Origin of the sequence: Caloramator sp. mosi_1, from assembly GCF_028622835.1 — a bacterium.
Taxonomy (GTDB): Bacteria; Bacillota; Clostridia; order Clostridiales; family Caloramatoraceae; genus Thermobrachium.
The window spans coordinates 1402371-1417004 of the sequence record NZ_CP117677.1 but is presented as its reverse complement, the minus strand read 5'-3'; the positions used below and the strand labels follow the sequence as shown (position 1 = coordinate 1417004).

The 14634-nt window shown below is 33.1% G+C and carries 17 protein-coding genes and 9 pseudogenes; 7 read left to right on the top strand and 19 right to left on the bottom strand.

Annotation, left to right across the window (positions count from 1 at the left end; translation table 11 throughout):
• Window positions 1-57 precede the first annotated feature (57 nt).
• A pseudogene (locus PL321_RS19940) lies at window positions 58-482 on the bottom strand (DEAD/DEAH box helicase).
• A gap of 115 nt (window positions 483-597) precedes the next feature.
• A complete protein-coding gene (locus tag PL321_RS10050; RefSeq protein WP_273961925.1) occupies window positions 598-720 on the bottom strand; it encodes a hypothetical protein in 123 nt (40 codons plus the stop codon).
• A 271-nt stretch (window positions 721-991) separates the two neighbouring features.
• On the opposite strand from PL321_RS10050, the pseudogene PL321_RS10045 reads away from it, so the two are divergent.
• The 7 genes and pseudogenes from PL321_RS10045 to PL321_RS10020 all read left to right on the top strand — a co-directional run bounded on the left by PL321_RS10045 (window position 992) and on the right by PL321_RS10020 (window position 4574).
• A pseudogene (locus PL321_RS10045) lies at window positions 992-2599 on the top strand (Na/Pi cotransporter family protein).
• A 379-nt stretch (window positions 2600-2978) separates the two neighbouring features.
• Window positions 2979-3152, top strand: a complete 174-nt coding sequence (locus PL321_RS10040; RefSeq protein ID WP_273961924.1) for a hypothetical protein — start codon at window positions 2979-2981, stop codon at window positions 3150-3152.
• Window positions 3113-3334 (top strand): hypothetical protein, encoded by a 222-nt coding sequence (locus tag PL321_RS21320; RefSeq protein ID WP_443110772.1) that lies wholly within the window; start codon window positions 3113-3115, stop codon window positions 3332-3334. Before PL321_RS10040 ends, PL321_RS21320 begins: the two co-directional genes overlap by 40 nt.
• A gap of 73 nt (window positions 3335-3407) precedes the next feature.
• The gene (locus PL321_RS10035) at window positions 3408-3953 is read left to right on the top strand and encodes a hypothetical protein (protein WP_273961923.1); all 546 of its coding nucleotides are present in this window, start codon (window positions 3408-3410) and stop codon (window positions 3951-3953) included.
• A 32-nt stretch (window positions 3954-3985) separates the two neighbouring features.
• Window positions 3986-4120: a hypothetical protein gene (locus PL321_RS10030; protein WP_273961922.1), complete on the top strand. Its 135-nt coding sequence runs from the start codon at window positions 3986-3988 to the stop codon at window positions 4118-4120.
• 11 nt (window positions 4121-4131) lie between these two features.
• Window positions 4132-4371 carry a hypothetical protein gene (locus PL321_RS10025; RefSeq protein ID WP_273961921.1) on the top strand — a complete coding sequence of 80 codons (240 nt, stop codon included), beginning with the start codon at window positions 4132-4134 and terminating at the stop codon, window positions 4369-4371.
• Window positions 4368-4574, top strand: a complete 207-nt coding sequence (locus PL321_RS10020) for a PhoU domain-containing protein (RefSeq protein WP_337961148.1) — start codon at window positions 4368-4370, stop codon at window positions 4572-4574. Before PL321_RS10025 ends, PL321_RS10020 begins: the two co-directional genes overlap by 4 nt.
• Window positions 4575-4635: 61 nt before the next feature.
• On the opposite strand, the gene cwlD is transcribed toward PL321_RS10020, so the two are convergent.
• From cwlD to PL321_RS09935, 17 genes and pseudogenes are all read right to left on the bottom strand, one after another.
• Window positions 4636-5316 carry an N-acetylmuramoyl-L-alanine amidase CwlD gene (gene cwlD / locus PL321_RS10015; RefSeq protein ID WP_273961920.1) on the bottom strand — a complete coding sequence of 227 codons (681 nt, stop codon included), beginning with the start codon at window positions 5314-5316 and terminating at the stop codon, window positions 4636-4638.
• A 114-nt stretch (window positions 5317-5430) separates the two neighbouring features.
• Window positions 5431-5823 carry a 30S ribosomal protein S9 gene (rpsI, locus tag PL321_RS10010; protein ID WP_273961919.1) on the bottom strand — a complete coding sequence of 131 codons (393 nt, stop codon included), beginning with the start codon at window positions 5821-5823 and terminating at the stop codon, window positions 5431-5433.
• 25 nt (window positions 5824-5848) lie between these two features.
• Window positions 5849-6283, bottom strand: coding sequence for a 50S ribosomal protein L13 (gene rplM, locus PL321_RS10005; RefSeq protein ID WP_273961918.1), 435 nt, complete (start codon window positions 6281-6283; stop codon window positions 5849-5851).
• A 123-nt stretch (window positions 6284-6406) separates the two neighbouring features.
• A pseudogene (gene truA / locus PL321_RS10000) lies at window positions 6407-7136 on the bottom strand (tRNA pseudouridine(38-40) synthase TruA).
• A gap of 2 nt (window positions 7137-7138) precedes the next feature.
• Window positions 7139-7935, bottom strand: a pseudogene (locus PL321_RS09995) (energy-coupling factor transporter transmembrane component T family protein).
• Window positions 7932-8788 (bottom strand): annotated as a pseudogene (locus tag PL321_RS09990) (energy-coupling factor transporter ATPase). The pseudogenes PL321_RS09995 and PL321_RS09990 overlap by 4 nt, the downstream one beginning before the upstream one ends.
• Window positions 8773-9613 (bottom strand): annotated as a pseudogene (locus PL321_RS09985) (energy-coupling factor transporter ATPase). The pseudogenes PL321_RS09990 and PL321_RS09985 overlap by 16 nt, the downstream one beginning before the upstream one ends.
• A 72-nt stretch (window positions 9614-9685) precedes the next feature.
• Window positions 9686-10032, bottom strand: a pseudogene (rplQ, locus tag PL321_RS09980) (50S ribosomal protein L17).
• A 12-nt stretch (window positions 10033-10044) separates the two neighbouring features.
• Window positions 10045-10994: pseudogene (locus PL321_RS09975) on the bottom strand (DNA-directed RNA polymerase subunit alpha).
• A gap of 61 nt (window positions 10995-11055) precedes the next feature.
• Complete coding sequence (rpsD, locus tag PL321_RS09970) at window positions 11056-11676, bottom strand: 30S ribosomal protein S4 (RefSeq protein ID WP_273961917.1); 621 nt, start codon at window positions 11674-11676, stop codon at window positions 11056-11058.
• Window positions 11677-11694: 18 nt separating this feature from the next.
• Complete coding sequence (gene rpsK / locus PL321_RS09965) at window positions 11695-12093, bottom strand: 30S ribosomal protein S11 (RefSeq protein WP_027309149.1); 399 nt, start codon at window positions 12091-12093, stop codon at window positions 11695-11697.
• Window positions 12094-12110: 17 nt separating this feature from the next.
• On the bottom strand, window positions 12111-12488 hold the full coding sequence (rpsM, locus tag PL321_RS09960; RefSeq protein WP_273961916.1) for a 30S ribosomal protein S13: 378 nt from the start codon (window positions 12486-12488) through the stop codon (window positions 12111-12113).
• 96 nt (window positions 12489-12584) lie between these two features.
• On the bottom strand, window positions 12585-12698 hold the full coding sequence (rpmJ, locus tag PL321_RS09955; protein ID WP_018663678.1) for a 50S ribosomal protein L36: 114 nt from the start codon (window positions 12696-12698) through the stop codon (window positions 12585-12587).
• 13 nt (window positions 12699-12711) lie between these two features.
• Window positions 12712-12930, bottom strand: a complete 219-nt coding sequence (gene infA, locus PL321_RS09950) for a translation initiation factor IF-1 (RefSeq protein WP_273961915.1) — start codon at window positions 12928-12930, stop codon at window positions 12712-12714.
• Window positions 12908-13216: a KOW domain-containing RNA-binding protein gene (locus tag PL321_RS09945; RefSeq protein WP_273961914.1), complete on the bottom strand. Its 309-nt coding sequence runs from the start codon at window positions 13214-13216 to the stop codon at window positions 12908-12910. The genes infA and PL321_RS09945 overlap by 23 nt, the downstream gene beginning before the upstream one ends.
• 11 nt (window positions 13217-13227) lie before the next feature.
• Window positions 13228-13974, bottom strand: a pseudogene (gene map, locus PL321_RS09940) (type I methionyl aminopeptidase).
• A complete protein-coding gene (locus tag PL321_RS09935) occupies window positions 13971-14624 on the bottom strand; it encodes an adenylate kinase (RefSeq protein ID WP_273961913.1) in 654 nt (217 codons plus the stop codon). Before PL321_RS09935 ends, map begins: the two are co-directional and overlap by 4 nt.
• Window positions 14625-14634: the final 10 nt, after the last annotated feature.

Here is a 14634-nt window from a genome sequence, read left to right as displayed (position 1 = left end):
TCTTAACGTGATAAAATTCTTCACCTGTTAACGTTTCAACAAGTTCCTTTGGGTTTGCTATAGTTGCTGAGCTAAAAAGATATTGAGGGTTTGACCTATAGTATTTGCATATTCTTTTAATCTTCTTATAATATTGGCCATATGTGAACCAAAGGCACCTCTATAAACGTGAAGTTCATCTACAACAAAGAACTTTAACTTAGAAAATACGTGATTAAAACCATATAAACTATGGTTTGGTAAAAAGGCCGAATTAAGCATTTCAGGATTTGTTAAAATAATATTTGCTGTTTTTCTAATCCTTGTTCTCTCATTAGGGGAGTATCCCCATCATAAATACCTGCTTGTATTCTATCTTCTCCAAAATATTCAATAAAGGGCAGTATATTTCTAAATTGGTCATTTGCAAGGGCCTTTGTAGGATATACAAATATAGCTCTTGTTTTATTATCCTTAAGTATTTCATCTACAACTGGAAGCAAAAACTTAGTGTTTTCCCACTTGCTGTCTGAGTAGTTATTATTACATTTTCACCCTTTTTAGAATGCTCATACATCTCCCTTTGATGTGAATAAAGTTTTTTAAAACCCTTTACAATTAAAAATCCTTTAATTCATCAGATAAATCTGAAGGAAAATTAACATAATTCGCTGGTCTTTCATCTATATTAATTTTTGAAATTATTCTATTATTAAATGGCTCAAGCTCTTTTAAATACATTTTAATCACCCCTCTTTAATTTTATACTTTATAAAGTATTTAATCAAATGTATAATTAATATAGTGGATTGTTAAATTTATATTAATTCAACATTATATTCAAGTTAAATATTTTCTTTTATTAACACAAACTTAACACAGATTTAACATTGGGTAACTATAATTAACTACGTGTGTAAAAATATATCTTATTTAAAATTAATTTGTCGAAAAATAACGCGTAAAAGTCTTTGTTTACGCGTTATAATAATGTAAAAGATGGGGGTATATTATGAATGCAAAAATGATCTTTGAACTGCTTGGTGGTCTTGGTCTTTTCGTCTATGGTATGCATATGATGGGAGGAGGACTCAAAAAGCTGCAGGTGAAAAGCTAAAAAGATACTTGAGGTTTTAACAACCAACAGATTATTTGCAATCACTGTAGGTGCACTTGTTACTGCAATTATCCAAAGTTCATCTGCAACAACTGTTATGACAGTTGGTTTTGTTAACGCAGGACTTATGAATCTATATCAAGCAGCTGGAGTTATAATGGGTGCAAACATAGGTACAACTATGACTGCACAGCTTATAGCCTTTAAACTTACTGATATTGCTCCATTGATACTTGCAATTGGTGCTGCTATGCTTATGTTTTCTAATAAAAGAAAACAAAGGATATCGGAGAGATAGTTTTTGGTTTTGGTGTTCTATTTGTTGGTATGAAAATGATGGAACATTCAATGAAGCCTCTTGCGCAAATGGATGGCTTTAGAAATTTAATCATAACATTAGGAACTCATCCAATACTTGGAGTTTTGGTAGGTCTTGGAATGACAGCTGTTGTTCAAAGTAGTAGTGCTACAATAGGTATACTTCAAGCCCTTGCTGGAGTAAACGCTATGCCACTTAACGTTGCTCTACCAATATTATTTGGTGATAACATAGGTACTTGTGTTACAGCAATGCTTGCAAGTATAGGAGCAAGTAAAAACGCACGAAGAGCTTCATTTATACATCTATCCTTTAACTTAATAGGTACACTTATTTTTATGGCAATACTTCCAGTTGTTGTAAAATTAATTCCTCTACTTGGAGGAGATATAAAAAGACAAATTGCTAATTCACATACAATATTTAACTTTACAAACGTTATAATTCAAGCTCCTTTTATACCACTTTTAGTAAAATGGGTTAAATGGTTAGTTCCTGGAGAAGAAAAGGAAGCAACTGCAATGACCCTTGAACATCTTGATTCAAGACTTCTTGAAACGCCATCTATAGCAGTTGGTCAAGTTATTAAAGAAGTTTCAAGAATGGGAAAAATTGCATCCGAAAACTTAACTACTTCAATGGAAGCATTCTTTAATGAAGATACAAAACTTATAAATAAAGTTTTTGAAGTAGAACAAGTTGTAAACTTCCTTGAAAGAGAGATAACTGCCTTTATGGTAGCATTATCAAATACTTCCCTTTCTGAACACGATTCAGAAATTATAACATCTTTATTCCACGTAGTAAATGATATAGAAAGAATTGGCGATCACGCTGATAATATAGCAGAACTTGCACAATATAGGATAGATAATAAATTAATATTTTCAGATGATGCAATAAAGGAACTTAAGGAAATATATAGTGTTGCAAAATACGCAGTTGATTCTTCAATAGAAGCTCTTAATAACTTTGACTTTACTCTTGCACAAAAGGTTCTTGAGGCTGAAGGTAAAATTGATATGATGGAAAAACAACTTAGAAACGAGCATATAGATAGACTAAACAAGGGTATATGTTCAACTTCAAGTGGAACTATTTTCTTAGATTTAATAAGCAATATCGAAAGAATTGGAGACCATTCTAACAATATTGCACAAATGGTACTTGATTTTAAGGAGTGAAAATATGAGAAGATACGAAGAACCCTACTATGGTAAAAGATATCTATATGATATTGAAAAAAGACACTGCACGATTTAGTAAACGAAAAGCCTGAATGTAATATTGATAGCATAGATAAAGAAGCAATTGATATGTATAGTTCACTAAATGAAGCTTCACTACTTTTAGATCATCCCTTTTACTATCCTTGCCCACATTGTATGAAAAAGGATGAATAATTAGTTTTAAGGTGCCATAAACAAGGTGTTAAAATCACTATTGTCTATGGCACTTTTAAAATATTTTTAGCTGTAAACTAAGTTAATTACACTTTTTGTGTAATATAAAGAATGCATTTGATATAATATTAGTAATGAAACTATCAATGGGGGAATACAGATGAAAACACAAATTTATAATTTATTAGGTGGAATAGGTTTACTTATTTTTTCGCTTGGAATGCTTAGCCATTCTTCTCAAAATTACTTTAGCTACTGGTTTCATAATCAATTTAAACAGAAAACAAATAAAAAATACATTCCTTATTTGAAGGAATTATATTTTCTTTTATAACTGAAAGTAGTACTATTTCAGCAACAACCTACTCAAGTATACTTGAGGCAGGATCTATTGAATTTATAAATATACTGTACTTTATATGTGGTGTCAACATTGGTGCATCACTAATTCCTATTGTTATACTATTAAATATTTCTATAATCCCCTATCTTTTGTATTTGTTGGTACTTTTATAATTCTATTTGTTAATAAAAATACTAAGAAAAATATATATAATTTAGGTCAAATGCTTTTAAGCATTGGACTTCTTTGGTCTCTTTAATTTATATAAAAACTGGCACAATAGAAAATCAACTTATCCATTTAATCAAAAATAACTATATTTCAAGTTTATTTTTAGGTACTCTAATTGCTCTTATTTTTAGAAGTAGTAATGCAATCGTCATACTACTTGTTCCTTTTGTACAAAACGATGTTATAGGATTTAATTCTGCTGTTTTTACAGTTATAGGAGCTAACATAGGTTCTTCTCTGTTTGTTTTATTAAAATCCTATAAACAAGAAAGACACATTATTATAACCTCCTTCATACATTTTATAATTAATATAATAGGTGCTTTTGCTGTGTTTATAGTATTCCTTTTAAATCCTAAACTATTAAACGCAACATCATCTTTATCATTAAATATTATTCTTTTGCATATTTTAACTAACCTACTTGGTTCTTTAATTTCAATATTACTTTCAGATTCAATAATTAAGAGTCTTTTAAATAATGTATATCCTACTAAAACTAACAGTAATACAAGGAGATTTAAATATATTAACCCTTATGTTACTAATACCCCTCTGTAGCAATTGAACAATGTATTAAAGAAATTAGCAGAATGGGAGAAATAGCTCTACTAAACCTTGAAAAATCCTTTAATTTAATATTCGATTTTAGAAGAAATAACATAAATCAAATACAAAAGGATGAAGATTTACTTGATTATCTTGAGGACGCATTAATGAATTTTTAACTAAGCTGTCAATGAAAAATCCAACCTATGGTGAATCAGAAGTAATTATGAGTTTATATAATATGATAAATGATATGGAACGTGTTGGAGACCACGCTATAAACCTTTTAGATCTTGCAGAATATAAGTTTAATCACTACATTAACTTTTCTGAAGAAGCTTCAGTTGAATTAAAATATTTTTTCGAATTATGCCATAGTTCTTTTGCTAAAGCATTAGAAGCTCTAAAAAATAGAGATTTAGAAAAATAAAAGAAGTAATTGAACTTGAACAGAAAATTGATGCTGTAGAAAAACAATTAAGAAAGGACCATATCGATAGGTTAAATAAATGTATTTGTAATCCTAATAGTGGAATGATATTTTTAGATTCTTTAACAAACCTTGAGAGAGTTGGCGACCACGCATATAAAATAGCTTTAACAACAAGGGATATAATAAAGATATTACAATAAGCATATTAATAAGTAAATTTAAAACCGTCCTTATTTATTAAACGTAAGGACGGTTTTATTACTATTTACTATTTCCCAGGTAATATGTCGAAATACCTTTAAAAATGGCCCAGGCTATTTTATTTTGATACATATCTGATTTAAGTAGCTGCTCTTCTTCATAATTTGATAAAAAACCACATTCAATCAATATTGAGGGTATCTGATTGTCTCTTATTACGTATATATCATTTGTACCCTTTGCTTCTCTTTTATTTCCTCTATTTAATGTCTTTATTAGCTCCTGTTGAACTAATTTTGCTATTTTCTCACTTTCTACATCATTTTTAGGATAGAACACCTGTGCACCATAATATTGACTTTCAGGAAAAAAGTTTAAGTGTATACTAATGAATAGATTAGCCTTGTACTTTTTAATAAACTGCTTTCTGTTTCTTAAATCTTCGTTCTTTTTATCTCTTATTCTACCATACTCACTATATAACCCCTCGTCAACCTCCCTAATCATTATGCAGGTATACCCAGCATCCTCAAGATAGCCCTTCAGTTTTTGAGATATGCTAAGGTTTATATCCTTTTCTATAGTCCCATCTCTACCTATTGCTCCTGGATCTATTCCACCGTGTCCTGCATCAATTATTATAACCTTATTTGTGTTAAACCCAAAGGCAGGTATCTTCATATATAAAATAAAACCTACAGCTATTGCTAAAACTACTGCAATATATCTTTTTATCATCATAACCACCCTATTTTAATTATTCAATAATTATTATATGCATTTGAAAAATAATAATAACAAAACAAAAACAAAACAGGAACTGCATATGTGCAGTTCCTGTATATAATAAGTAAATTATCTCTTTGAGAATTGTGGTGCTCTTCTTGCCTTCTTTAGACCGTACTTCTTTCTTTCTACCATTCTTGGGTCTCTTGTTAGGAAACCTGCCTTCTTAAGAACTGGTCTTAAATCAGCATCAGCTTGAACAAGTGCTCTTGCTATACCGTGTCTTATAGCACCTGCTTGACCTGTAAATCCACCACCGTGAACATTTACAAGTACATCATACTTATCAAGTGTTCCAGTTAAAACAAGTGGTTGCTTTACTATAACCTTAAGAGTTTCAAGACCAAAGTAATTGTCTATATCTCTTTTATTTATAACGATGTTTCCTTCTCCTGGAACTAATCTTACTCTTGCTATAGATGTCTTTCTTCTACCTGTTCCAAAGTATTGAACCTTTGCCATCTTTCCTTCCTCCCTTCACACCACATTAATACTTTAATTCAAGTACTTCTGGTTTTTGAGCGTGGTGATTATGTTCTGCACCTCTGTATACCTTAAGTTTCTTTGCCATCTTTCTTCCAAGAGGTCCCTTTGGTAGCATTCTTCTAACTGCTTCTTCTATTGCTAATTCTGGCTTAGTTTCTAATAGTCTTCTATATGGGATTTCCTTTAATCCACCTGGATATAGTGAGTGATGTCTGTATAGTTTTTGATCTAACTTCTTACCAGTTAAAGCAACTTTTTCAGCATTTATAACTATTACAAAGTCACCAGTATCTACGTTTGGAGTATAAATCGCCTTATGCTTTCCTCTTAGTATTGTAGCTATTTGGCTTGCAAGTCTTCCTAAAGTCTTGTCAGTAGCATCAACAACATACCATTTTCTTTCTACTTCTTGAGTTTTTGCCATGTATGTTTTCATCTTTTTCCCTCCTTGACTTATTGAATCTCTCTATCGATAAAGATCCGGGGCCAGTGGATCTTAGTATCGTAAATTACACCATTTTTTATTTTAATACATTGAGCCGGGTGTGTCAAGCTTAATTTAATAATAAACTTTTTCCAAACACAATCCACAGGCTGGGGCTGTAAAACCCGCTAAGCTTCTATCCTTTGATTCCAAAATTTTAAGGATATCCATAGTATTTTTTGCCCCTACCAACATCAATTAAGGTACCCGTTATTATTCTTACCATATTATAAAGAAATCCATCTCCTTTATAATCTAAACGTATAATATCTCCGTTTTTAACAATATCTATGCTGTATATTGTTCTAACAGTAGTTTTAACTGAACTTCCTTCTGATTTAAATGCAGCAAAATCGTAGGTACCTATTAAATATTGTGCTGCAGCTTTCATTTTTCTAAGTCAAGATTATACTTTATATGTGCTGCATATTTGTTATAAAACGGAGATGGCTCTTGCCTATTAAAAATCGTATAGCTATACCATTTCCTTTGCAGTTGTACCTTGAATGAAAATCTTTAGCAACCTCCATTGAATTAACAATAGTTATATCTGATGGAAGTTTGCTATTTATTGCATCTTTTAAACGTTCAGGTTGAATTTTTGTATCTATAAAAAATTAGCTACTTGCCCTCGTGCGTGTACACCTGCATCTGTTCTTCCTGAACCTATAAGGTCTACATTTTGTTTAGTTATTTCATAAATGGCTCCTTCAATAACTTCTGATACTGAAAGACCATTTTTTTGTCTTTGCCATCCTACATAGTTTGTTCCATCATATTCAATGACTAATTTAATATTTTTCATATTTATCTCCTACTTAATATAGAGATAATAATAAAGGTTATCATAACTAATATTGATATATAATCATTTTTCTCTATATTAAACTGTTTCATCCTTGTTCTACCTTCTCCACCTTTATAGCACCTTGCTTCCATCGCTAATGCGAGTTCATCAGCACGTCTGAAGGAATTTATAAATAAAGGTACAAGTATAGGAATCAAATTCTTAGCTCTGTTAATTAAATTTCCTGATTCAAAGTCAGCACCTCTTGCCTTTTGTGCTTTTATAATTTTATCTGTTTCATCTATTAATGTTGGTATGAATCTCAAAGCAATTGTCATCATCATTGCAAGTTCGTGTGCTGGAACACCTATCTTTTAAATGGATTAAGTAGAAGTTCAATTCCATCTGTTAATGCTATTGGTGAGGTAGTTAAGGTTAAAACAGAGGTTCCGACTATTAAAAATACTATTCTCAATATCATAAAACCTGCAAGATATACCCCTTTGTCTGTAATAGCAAATGGTCCAAATCTTGCATAAACTATTTCACCTGGTGTAAGCAATACATTAAAAGCTGCTGTAAAAAGTAACAGCCATAAAATAGGTTTTAAACTCTTCATTATATATTTAAATGGTATCTTAGCTACTAAAAGTATAAAGGCTGTAAAAATAGCCACATAAAGATATCCAATAAATTTATTTATAATAAACAAGTTAATAACGTATAAGGTAGATAATATTATTTTTATTCTTGGGTCTAATTTATGAATTACGGAATCTCCAGGAAGATATTGTCCTAATGTAATGTCCTTAATCATTTCTTTTCTCTCCTTAATGCCTTTAGGATAGCATCCTTTGCCTCTTTTACAGTTATAATATCTTCATTTAAGCTAAAGCCATTCTTATTTAGACTTCTGACTAAATACTTTACTTGAGGCACACCAAGTCCAATAGATTCTAATGTTTCAACATTTCTAAACACTTCCTTTGGAGTTCCCTGAAGAATATTTTTACCCCTATACATTACTATTAACCTGTCTGCCAACTCTGCAACATCATCCATACTGTGGGAAACTAAAATGATAGTCATTTTAGCTTTCTTGTGCAAATTTTTATGTTTTGTAAAATTTCGTCTCTTCCCTTTGGATCAAGGCCTGCCGTTGGCTCATCTAAAATTAAAACCTTTGGCTGCATTGCTAATACACCTGCAATTGCAACTCTTCTTTTTGTCCACCACTTAAATCAAAGGGGATACATCTTTATATTTATCATAATCAATACCAACTATATTAAGTGCCCATTTTACTCTTTGCTCAACTTCAGTTTCATCTAAACCTAAATTTTTAGGTCCATAAGAAACATCTTTATAGATAGTTTCTTCAAATAGTTGATGTTCTGGATACTGGAATACTAAGCCTACTAACTGTCTAATTCTTTTTAAGTCAACACCCTTTGAAGTTATACATTCATTATCAACATATATTTCACCTGAAGTTGGCTTTAAAAGGCCATTTAGATGCTGAATAAGTGTTGACTTTCCTGAGCCTGTATGCCCTATTAGGCCTATAAATTCACCGTCTTGAATTTCAAGGGATACATTATCTAATGCTGTTTTTCAAAGGGAGTATCTACCATATATTTAAATGTTAGATTATTTACTTTAATTGACATAGCTCCTCCACCAACTCATCAATAGTTATTATATCTTGTCTTATATTTACTCCGCTTTTCCTAAGTTCATAGGCAAGCTCTGTAACTTGAGGAACATCTAAACCTAAACTCTTTAGTAACTCTACCTTTGAAAAACTTCTCTTGGCGTTCCCTCTGCAACGATCTTTCCATCATCCATAACCACAACTCTATCTGCATCTACAGCTTCTTCCATAAAATGAGTAATTAATATAATAGTAATTTTTTCGTCTTTATTTAGTTTCTTGATAGTATCTATTACTTCTTTTCTTCCTGATGGGTCAAGCATAGCAGTTGGTTCATCCAATATAATGCATTTAGGCCTCATTGCTAATATTCCAGCTATAGCAACCCTCTGTTTTTGTCCACCTGATAGCAAATGTGGTGCGTGCTTTGAATATTCCTCCATTCTGACAGCCTTTAATGCATCATCTACTCTTCTTCTTATTTCACTTGGCTCAACCCCCATATTTTCTGGTCCAAAGGCAACATCCTCTTCCACTATTGTTGCAACAATCTGATTATCAGGATTTTGAAATACCATCCCTGTTGACTGTCTAATATCCCAAAGTTTTGAACTATCCTTTGTATTCATTCCATTAACTATTACTTCTCCTTCTTTGGGAAGATATATTGCATTTATATGTTTTGAAAGAGTAGATTTACCTGAACCATTATGCCCAATTACTACAAGAAACTCACCTTTTTAACCTTTAAATTGACACCCCTTAGTGCCAAGAACTCCTCTGCTTGGTCGTGTTTTTTATATCCATAAAAAACATTATTAATCTCAACCATATTTTCCATCTCAGGCACCTTCTAAATTTAATATAGAAAGGGATTAAGTATAAATATACTTAACTTAATCCCTCTTTTTTATTACACTAATTCAAGTATAACCATTTCTGCTGCGTCGCCTCTTCTTGGACCCATCTTTATTAGTCTTGTGTATCCACCGTTTCTTTCAGCGTACTTTGGTGCAACTTCTGAGAATAGCTTTGCTACTACTTCTTCTTCAGTTATAAAAGCAAGAACTTGTCTTCTTGCGTGTAGGTCTCCTCTTTTTGCAAGAGTTATCATCTTTTCAGCAAGACTTCTTACTTCTTTTGCTCTTGCTTCAGTTGTTATTATTCTACCGTCCTCTGACTTAAAAAGCTTGTTACAAGATTTCTTAGCATAGCTTTTCTTTGGTCAGTTGGACGTCCTAGCTTACGATATCCTGCCACTGAAAATCCCTCCTATTCTTCGCTCTTTTTCAAGCTAAGTCCAAGTGCTTCAAGCTTTTGTTGAACTTCTTCTAATGATTTCTTTCCAAGATTTCTTACCTTCATCATATCATCTTCTGTTTTATTTACAAGTTCTTGAACTGTGTTTATTCCTGCTCTCTTTAAGCAGTTGTAGGATCTAACTGATAAATCAAGCTCTTCTATTGTCATTCTCAAGAACTTTATCCTTCTTTTCTTCTTCCTTTTCAACCATTATTTCTACTTTATCAGCTAAGTCTGTTAGTGAAAGGAAAAGCTTAAAGTGTTCAATTAATATCTTTGCTGATAAGCTAACTGCCTCTTCTGGCTTTATAGTTCCGTTAGTCCATAACTCAAGAGTTAACTTATCATAATCTGTAATCTGTCCTACACGTGTATTTTCAACAGTATAGTTTACTCTCTTAACAGGTGTGTAGATTGAATCTACTGGAATCAAACCAATTGGTTGACCCGGATGCTTATTCTTATCAGCTGAAACATAACCTCTACCTTTACCTATAGTTATTCTCAGCATATAATCTTCCAGACTCACTTACTGTTGCAAGTACGTGATCTGAATTGATTATTTCAACATCTCCATCAACCTTTATATCCGCTCCTGTAACTACTGCTGGCCCCTTAACATCAATTACACCAGTTCTAGTTCCTTCGCCGTCCATTTTAATTGCTAGACTCTTTAGGTTAAGTATTAACTCAACTACATCTTCCTTTACACCTGGTATAGTTGAGAACTCGTGTAAAACCCCATCTATTTTAACAGAAGTTACTGCTGCACCTGGAAGTGATGACAGCAGAATCCTTCTCATAGCATTACCCAGGGTTGTTCCGTATCCTCTTTCAAGTGGTTCAACAACAAATCTTGCATATGAACCATCTTCGGATTTCTCAACACATTCAACTCTTGGTCTTTCTATTTCTAACATTAATTTAACCCTCCTTTATTTAGAAGTATCAACTTGCGAGGGCAAATAATTCTACACTAAATTACTTGCTGTAAAGCTCAACTATTAATGTTTCGTTAACTGGTATATCAATGTCCTCTCTTTGTGGAAGTGATACTACTCTACCTACCATATTTTCCTTATCAACAGTTAACCACTTTGGAACATTAGTTTCAACTTGCATTAGAGCCTTTATCTTTTCGCTTGATCTGCTCTTTTCTCTTACAGCTATTTCATCATTTACTCTAACTTGGTATGATGGTATATTTACCTTCTTACCATTTACAGTAAAGTGTCCGTGTCTTACTAATTGTCTTGCTTCTGCTCTTGAGCTTGCAAATCCAAGTCTGAATATTACATTATCAAGTCTTAGTTCAAGAAGTCTTAGTAGGTTTTCACCTGTGATTCCCTTTAATCTATCAACTTCTTCGTAGTACTTTCTGAATTGTGATTCAAGTACTCCGTAAATTCTCTTAGCCTTTTGCTTTTCTCTTAATTGAACACCATAGTTAGTTAGCTTCTTCTTGTTGTGTCCGTGTTGTCCTGGTGCATATGGTCTTCTTGCTAATGCACACTTTTCTGAGTAGCATCTATCTCCCTTAAGATATAGCTTAACTCCTTCTCTTCTACATAATTTACATGATGGTCCTGAATATCTTGCCATTCTTTACACCTCCAATCATCAAACTCTTCTTCTCTTAGGTGGTCTACAACCGTTGTGTGGAATTGGAGTTACATCCTTTATTAGGCTAACTTCAAGTCCAGCTGCTTGAAGAGCTCTTATAGCAGCTTCTCTACCCGCTCCAGGTCCCTTTACATAAACTTCAACTGACTTCATTCCGTGTTCTATTGCAGTCTTTGCAGCTGTTTCTGCTGCCATTTGTGCTGCAAATGGAGTGCTCTTTCTTGAACCTCTAAATCCAAGTGCACCAGCACTTGACCAAGAAATAGCATTTCCTGCTGTATCAGTTATAGTTACTATAGTATTGTTAAATGTTGACTTGATGTGTGCCGCTCCACGGTCAACATGTTTACGCTCTCTTTTTCTTCTAACCTTCTTAGCCTTTGCTTGAGCCGCCATTCACTGTCCCTCCTTTATTACTTTCCTGCTTTCTTCTTATTAGCAATTGTTCTTCTTGGTCCTTTTCTTGTTCTTGCATTTGTCTTAGTTCTTTGTCCTCTTACTGGAAGACCTCTTCTGTGTCTTAGTCCTCTGTAGCAACCTATTTCCATTAATCTCTTTATGTTAAGAGCTACTTCTCTTCTTAGGTCGCCTTCAACAACAAAGTTCTTATCAATATATTCTCTTAGTTTGTTAACGTCTTCTTCTGATAAATCCTTAACTCTTGTATCTGGATTTACACCTGTAGCTTCAAGAATCTTGTTAGCACTTGGTCTACCAATACCATAGATGTATGTTAGTGCTATTTCTACTCTCTTCTCTCTTGGTAAATCTATACCAGCTATTCTTGCCATTGAGTTTTTACACCTCCTGTATTTTACTTAAAAACACATTGAACTTTAATATATAAATCACCGAAGCGATTAAGCCTTCAGTGCAGCCGCGCAAAATTAACCTTGCTTTTGCTTATGCTTTGGGTTTTCGCATATAACCATAACTCTACCGTGTCTTCTTATTATTTTACACTTTTCACAAATTGGCTTAACTGATGGTCTAACCTTCATTGGCTATCCCTCCTTACTTTCCTCTCCATATAATTCTACCACGAGTTAAGTCATAAGGTGAAACTTCAACTGTTACCTTATCACCTGGAAGTATTCTTATAAAATTCATTCTCAACTTACCTGATATATGAGCGAGTATTTTGTGGCCATTTTCTAACTCCACTTGGAACATTGCATTAGGTAATGCTTCTATAACAGTACCCTGCAATTCAATTACATCCTCTTTTGCCATAGGCTAATCTAACCTCCTTATAATAAACCCATTGACTGCAAAGTTTTTTAAGGTCTGCATTGGTGATGCGTTGGTTTGTTTTTATTTTTTCAACTATGTCTACTGCAAGTTTATCGTGAAAAACAAGATGTTTAATCTTCTTCTTTTTAGGTGATTCTATCTTTCTTAAATCACCATCTGCAATAAGAACATAGTTTTCATCTACAATTCCTACTACTACAAAGTATCTACCCTTATCTCTACCTGCTCTCGAATGAACTATTTGTCCCAGGGCAATATTATCCATATATTCCACCTCTATTTTTTCAAAGTAAGAATTTCAGGACCATTATCAAGTATAGCAACAGTATTTTCATAATGTGCAGACAGCTTTCTATCATATGTTATAACTGTCCAGCCATCCTCTAACTCCTTAACTGCATACGTTCCCATATTAACCATAGGTTCTATTGCTAATACAAGACCTCTTTGCAGTTTAATGCCTCTTCCCTTTTTACCGTAGTTTGGAACTGCTGGTTCTTCGTGCATTTCCTTCCTATGCCGTGACCTACATAGTCACGTACAACAGAGAAATTATTCTTTTCAACATATTCCTGAATAGCTGCTGATATATCTCCTAATCTGTTGCCTACATTTGCATATTTGATTCCCTCAAAAACTTTCCCTGGTAACATCAATTAGTCTTTGGGCTTCGGGAGTTACCTTACCTACTGGGAAGGTCCTTGCTGCATCACCATGAAAACCTCTATAAAAAGCACCGCAGTCAACACTTATTATATCGCCTTCCTTCAGTACTCGCTCTCCCGGAATTCCATGTACTACTTCTTCATTAACTGAAGTACAAATTGTTGCTGGGAACCCGTGGTAACCCTTAAATGAAGGACGGGCTCCACAGCTTATTATAAATTCTTCTGCTATTCTATCAAGTTCTTTAGTGGTGATACCAGGTTTAATTGCCTCTTCTAATATTAGAAGAGTTTCAGCGACTATTTGTCCTGCTCTTCGCATCATTTCAATTTCTTGATCAGACTTTAAATAAATCATTTCTTGTCGCTCCCTAATACACTACATATTTCTGCAAAAACATCATTTATATCCTGTTCACCGTTTATATTTATAATTAATCCATTATTAGTATAGTAATCTATAAGTGGTTGAGTTTGTTTATTGTAAACTGATAGTCTATTCTTAACTGTCTCTTCAGAATCGTCTGCTCTCTGTACAACTTCCGCTCCACAATAGTCACATACTCCATCAACCTTTGGAGGATTAAATACTACGTGGAAACTTGCTCCACACTTAGGACAAACTCTTCTACCAGAAAGTCTTTCTATTAAATTATTCTCATCTACTTTAATATTTATAACATAGTCTAACTTGGTTCCTAAATCTGCTAACACTTCATTTAATGCATCAGCCTGAGCAACTGTTCTTGGAAAACCATCTAATAGGAATCCATTTTTACAATCGTCTTCCTTTATCCTATCCTTTACTATTTCAACAGTTAACTCATCAGGAACTAATTGTCCTTTGTCAATGTATTCCTTGGCCTTGATGCCCAGAGGCGTCATTTCTTTTATGTTCTTTCTAAATATATCACCTGTTGATATGTGAGGTATATTATATTTTTGAACTATCAGCTTTGCTTGTGTTCCTTTTCCCGCCCCAGGTGGTCCAAGAAGCACTATTTTCATTTAAATCAAC

What these genes read in the sequence shown, in the direction of transcription:
- PL321_RS10050 (WP_273961925.1), bottom strand. Translation starts at nt 720, where the DNA reads ATGTATTTAAAAGAGCTTGAGCCATTTAATAATAGAATAATTTCAAAA.
- PL321_RS10040 (WP_273961924.1), top strand. Translation starts at nt 2,979, where the DNA reads ATGAAAACACAAATTTATAATTTATTAGGTGGAATAGGTTTACTTATT.
- PL321_RS10030 (WP_273961922.1), top strand. Translation starts at nt 3,986, where the DNA reads ATGGGAGAAATAGCTCTACTAAACCTTGAAAAATCCTTTAATTTAATA.
- PL321_RS10025 (WP_273961921.1), top strand. Translation starts at nt 4,132, where the DNA reads ATGAAAAATCCAACCTATGGTGAATCAGAAGTAATTATGAGTTTATAT.
- cwlD (WP_273961920.1), bottom strand. Translation starts at nt 5,316, where the DNA reads ATGATGATAAAAAGATATATTGCAGTAGTTTTAGCAATAGCTGTAGGT.
- rpsI (WP_273961919.1), bottom strand. Translation starts at nt 5,823, where the DNA reads ATGGCAAAGGTTCAATACTTTGGAACAGGTAGAAGAAAGACATCTATA.
- rplM (WP_273961918.1), bottom strand. Translation starts at nt 6,283, where the DNA reads ATGAAAACATACATGGCAAAAACTCAAGAAGTAGAAAGAAAATGGTAT.
- rpsD (WP_273961917.1), bottom strand. Translation starts at nt 11,676, where the DNA reads ATGGCAAGATATTCAGGACCATCATGTAAATTATGTAGAAGAGAAGGA.
- rpsK (WP_027309149.1), bottom strand. Translation starts at nt 12,093, where the DNA reads ATGGCGGCTCAAGCAAAGGCTAAGAAGGTTAGAAGAAAAAGAGAGCGT.
- rpsM (WP_273961916.1), bottom strand. Translation starts at nt 12,488, where the DNA reads ATGGCAAGAATAGCTGGTATAGATTTACCAAGAGAGAAGAGAGTAGAA.
- rpmJ (WP_018663678.1), bottom strand. Translation starts at nt 12,698, where the DNA reads ATGAAGGTTAGACCATCAGTTAAGCCAATTTGTGAAAAGTGTAAAATA.
- infA (WP_273961915.1), bottom strand. Translation starts at nt 12,930, where the DNA reads ATGGCAAAAGAGGATGTAATTGAATTGCAGGGTACTGTTATAGAAGCA.
- PL321_RS09945 (WP_273961914.1), bottom strand. Translation starts at nt 13,216, where the DNA reads ATGGATAATATTGCCCTGGGACAAATAGTTCATTCGAGAGCAGGTAGA.
- PL321_RS09935 (WP_273961913.1), bottom strand. Translation starts at nt 14,624, where the DNA reads ATGAAAATAGTGCTTCTTGGACCACCTGGGGCGGGAAAAGGAACACAA.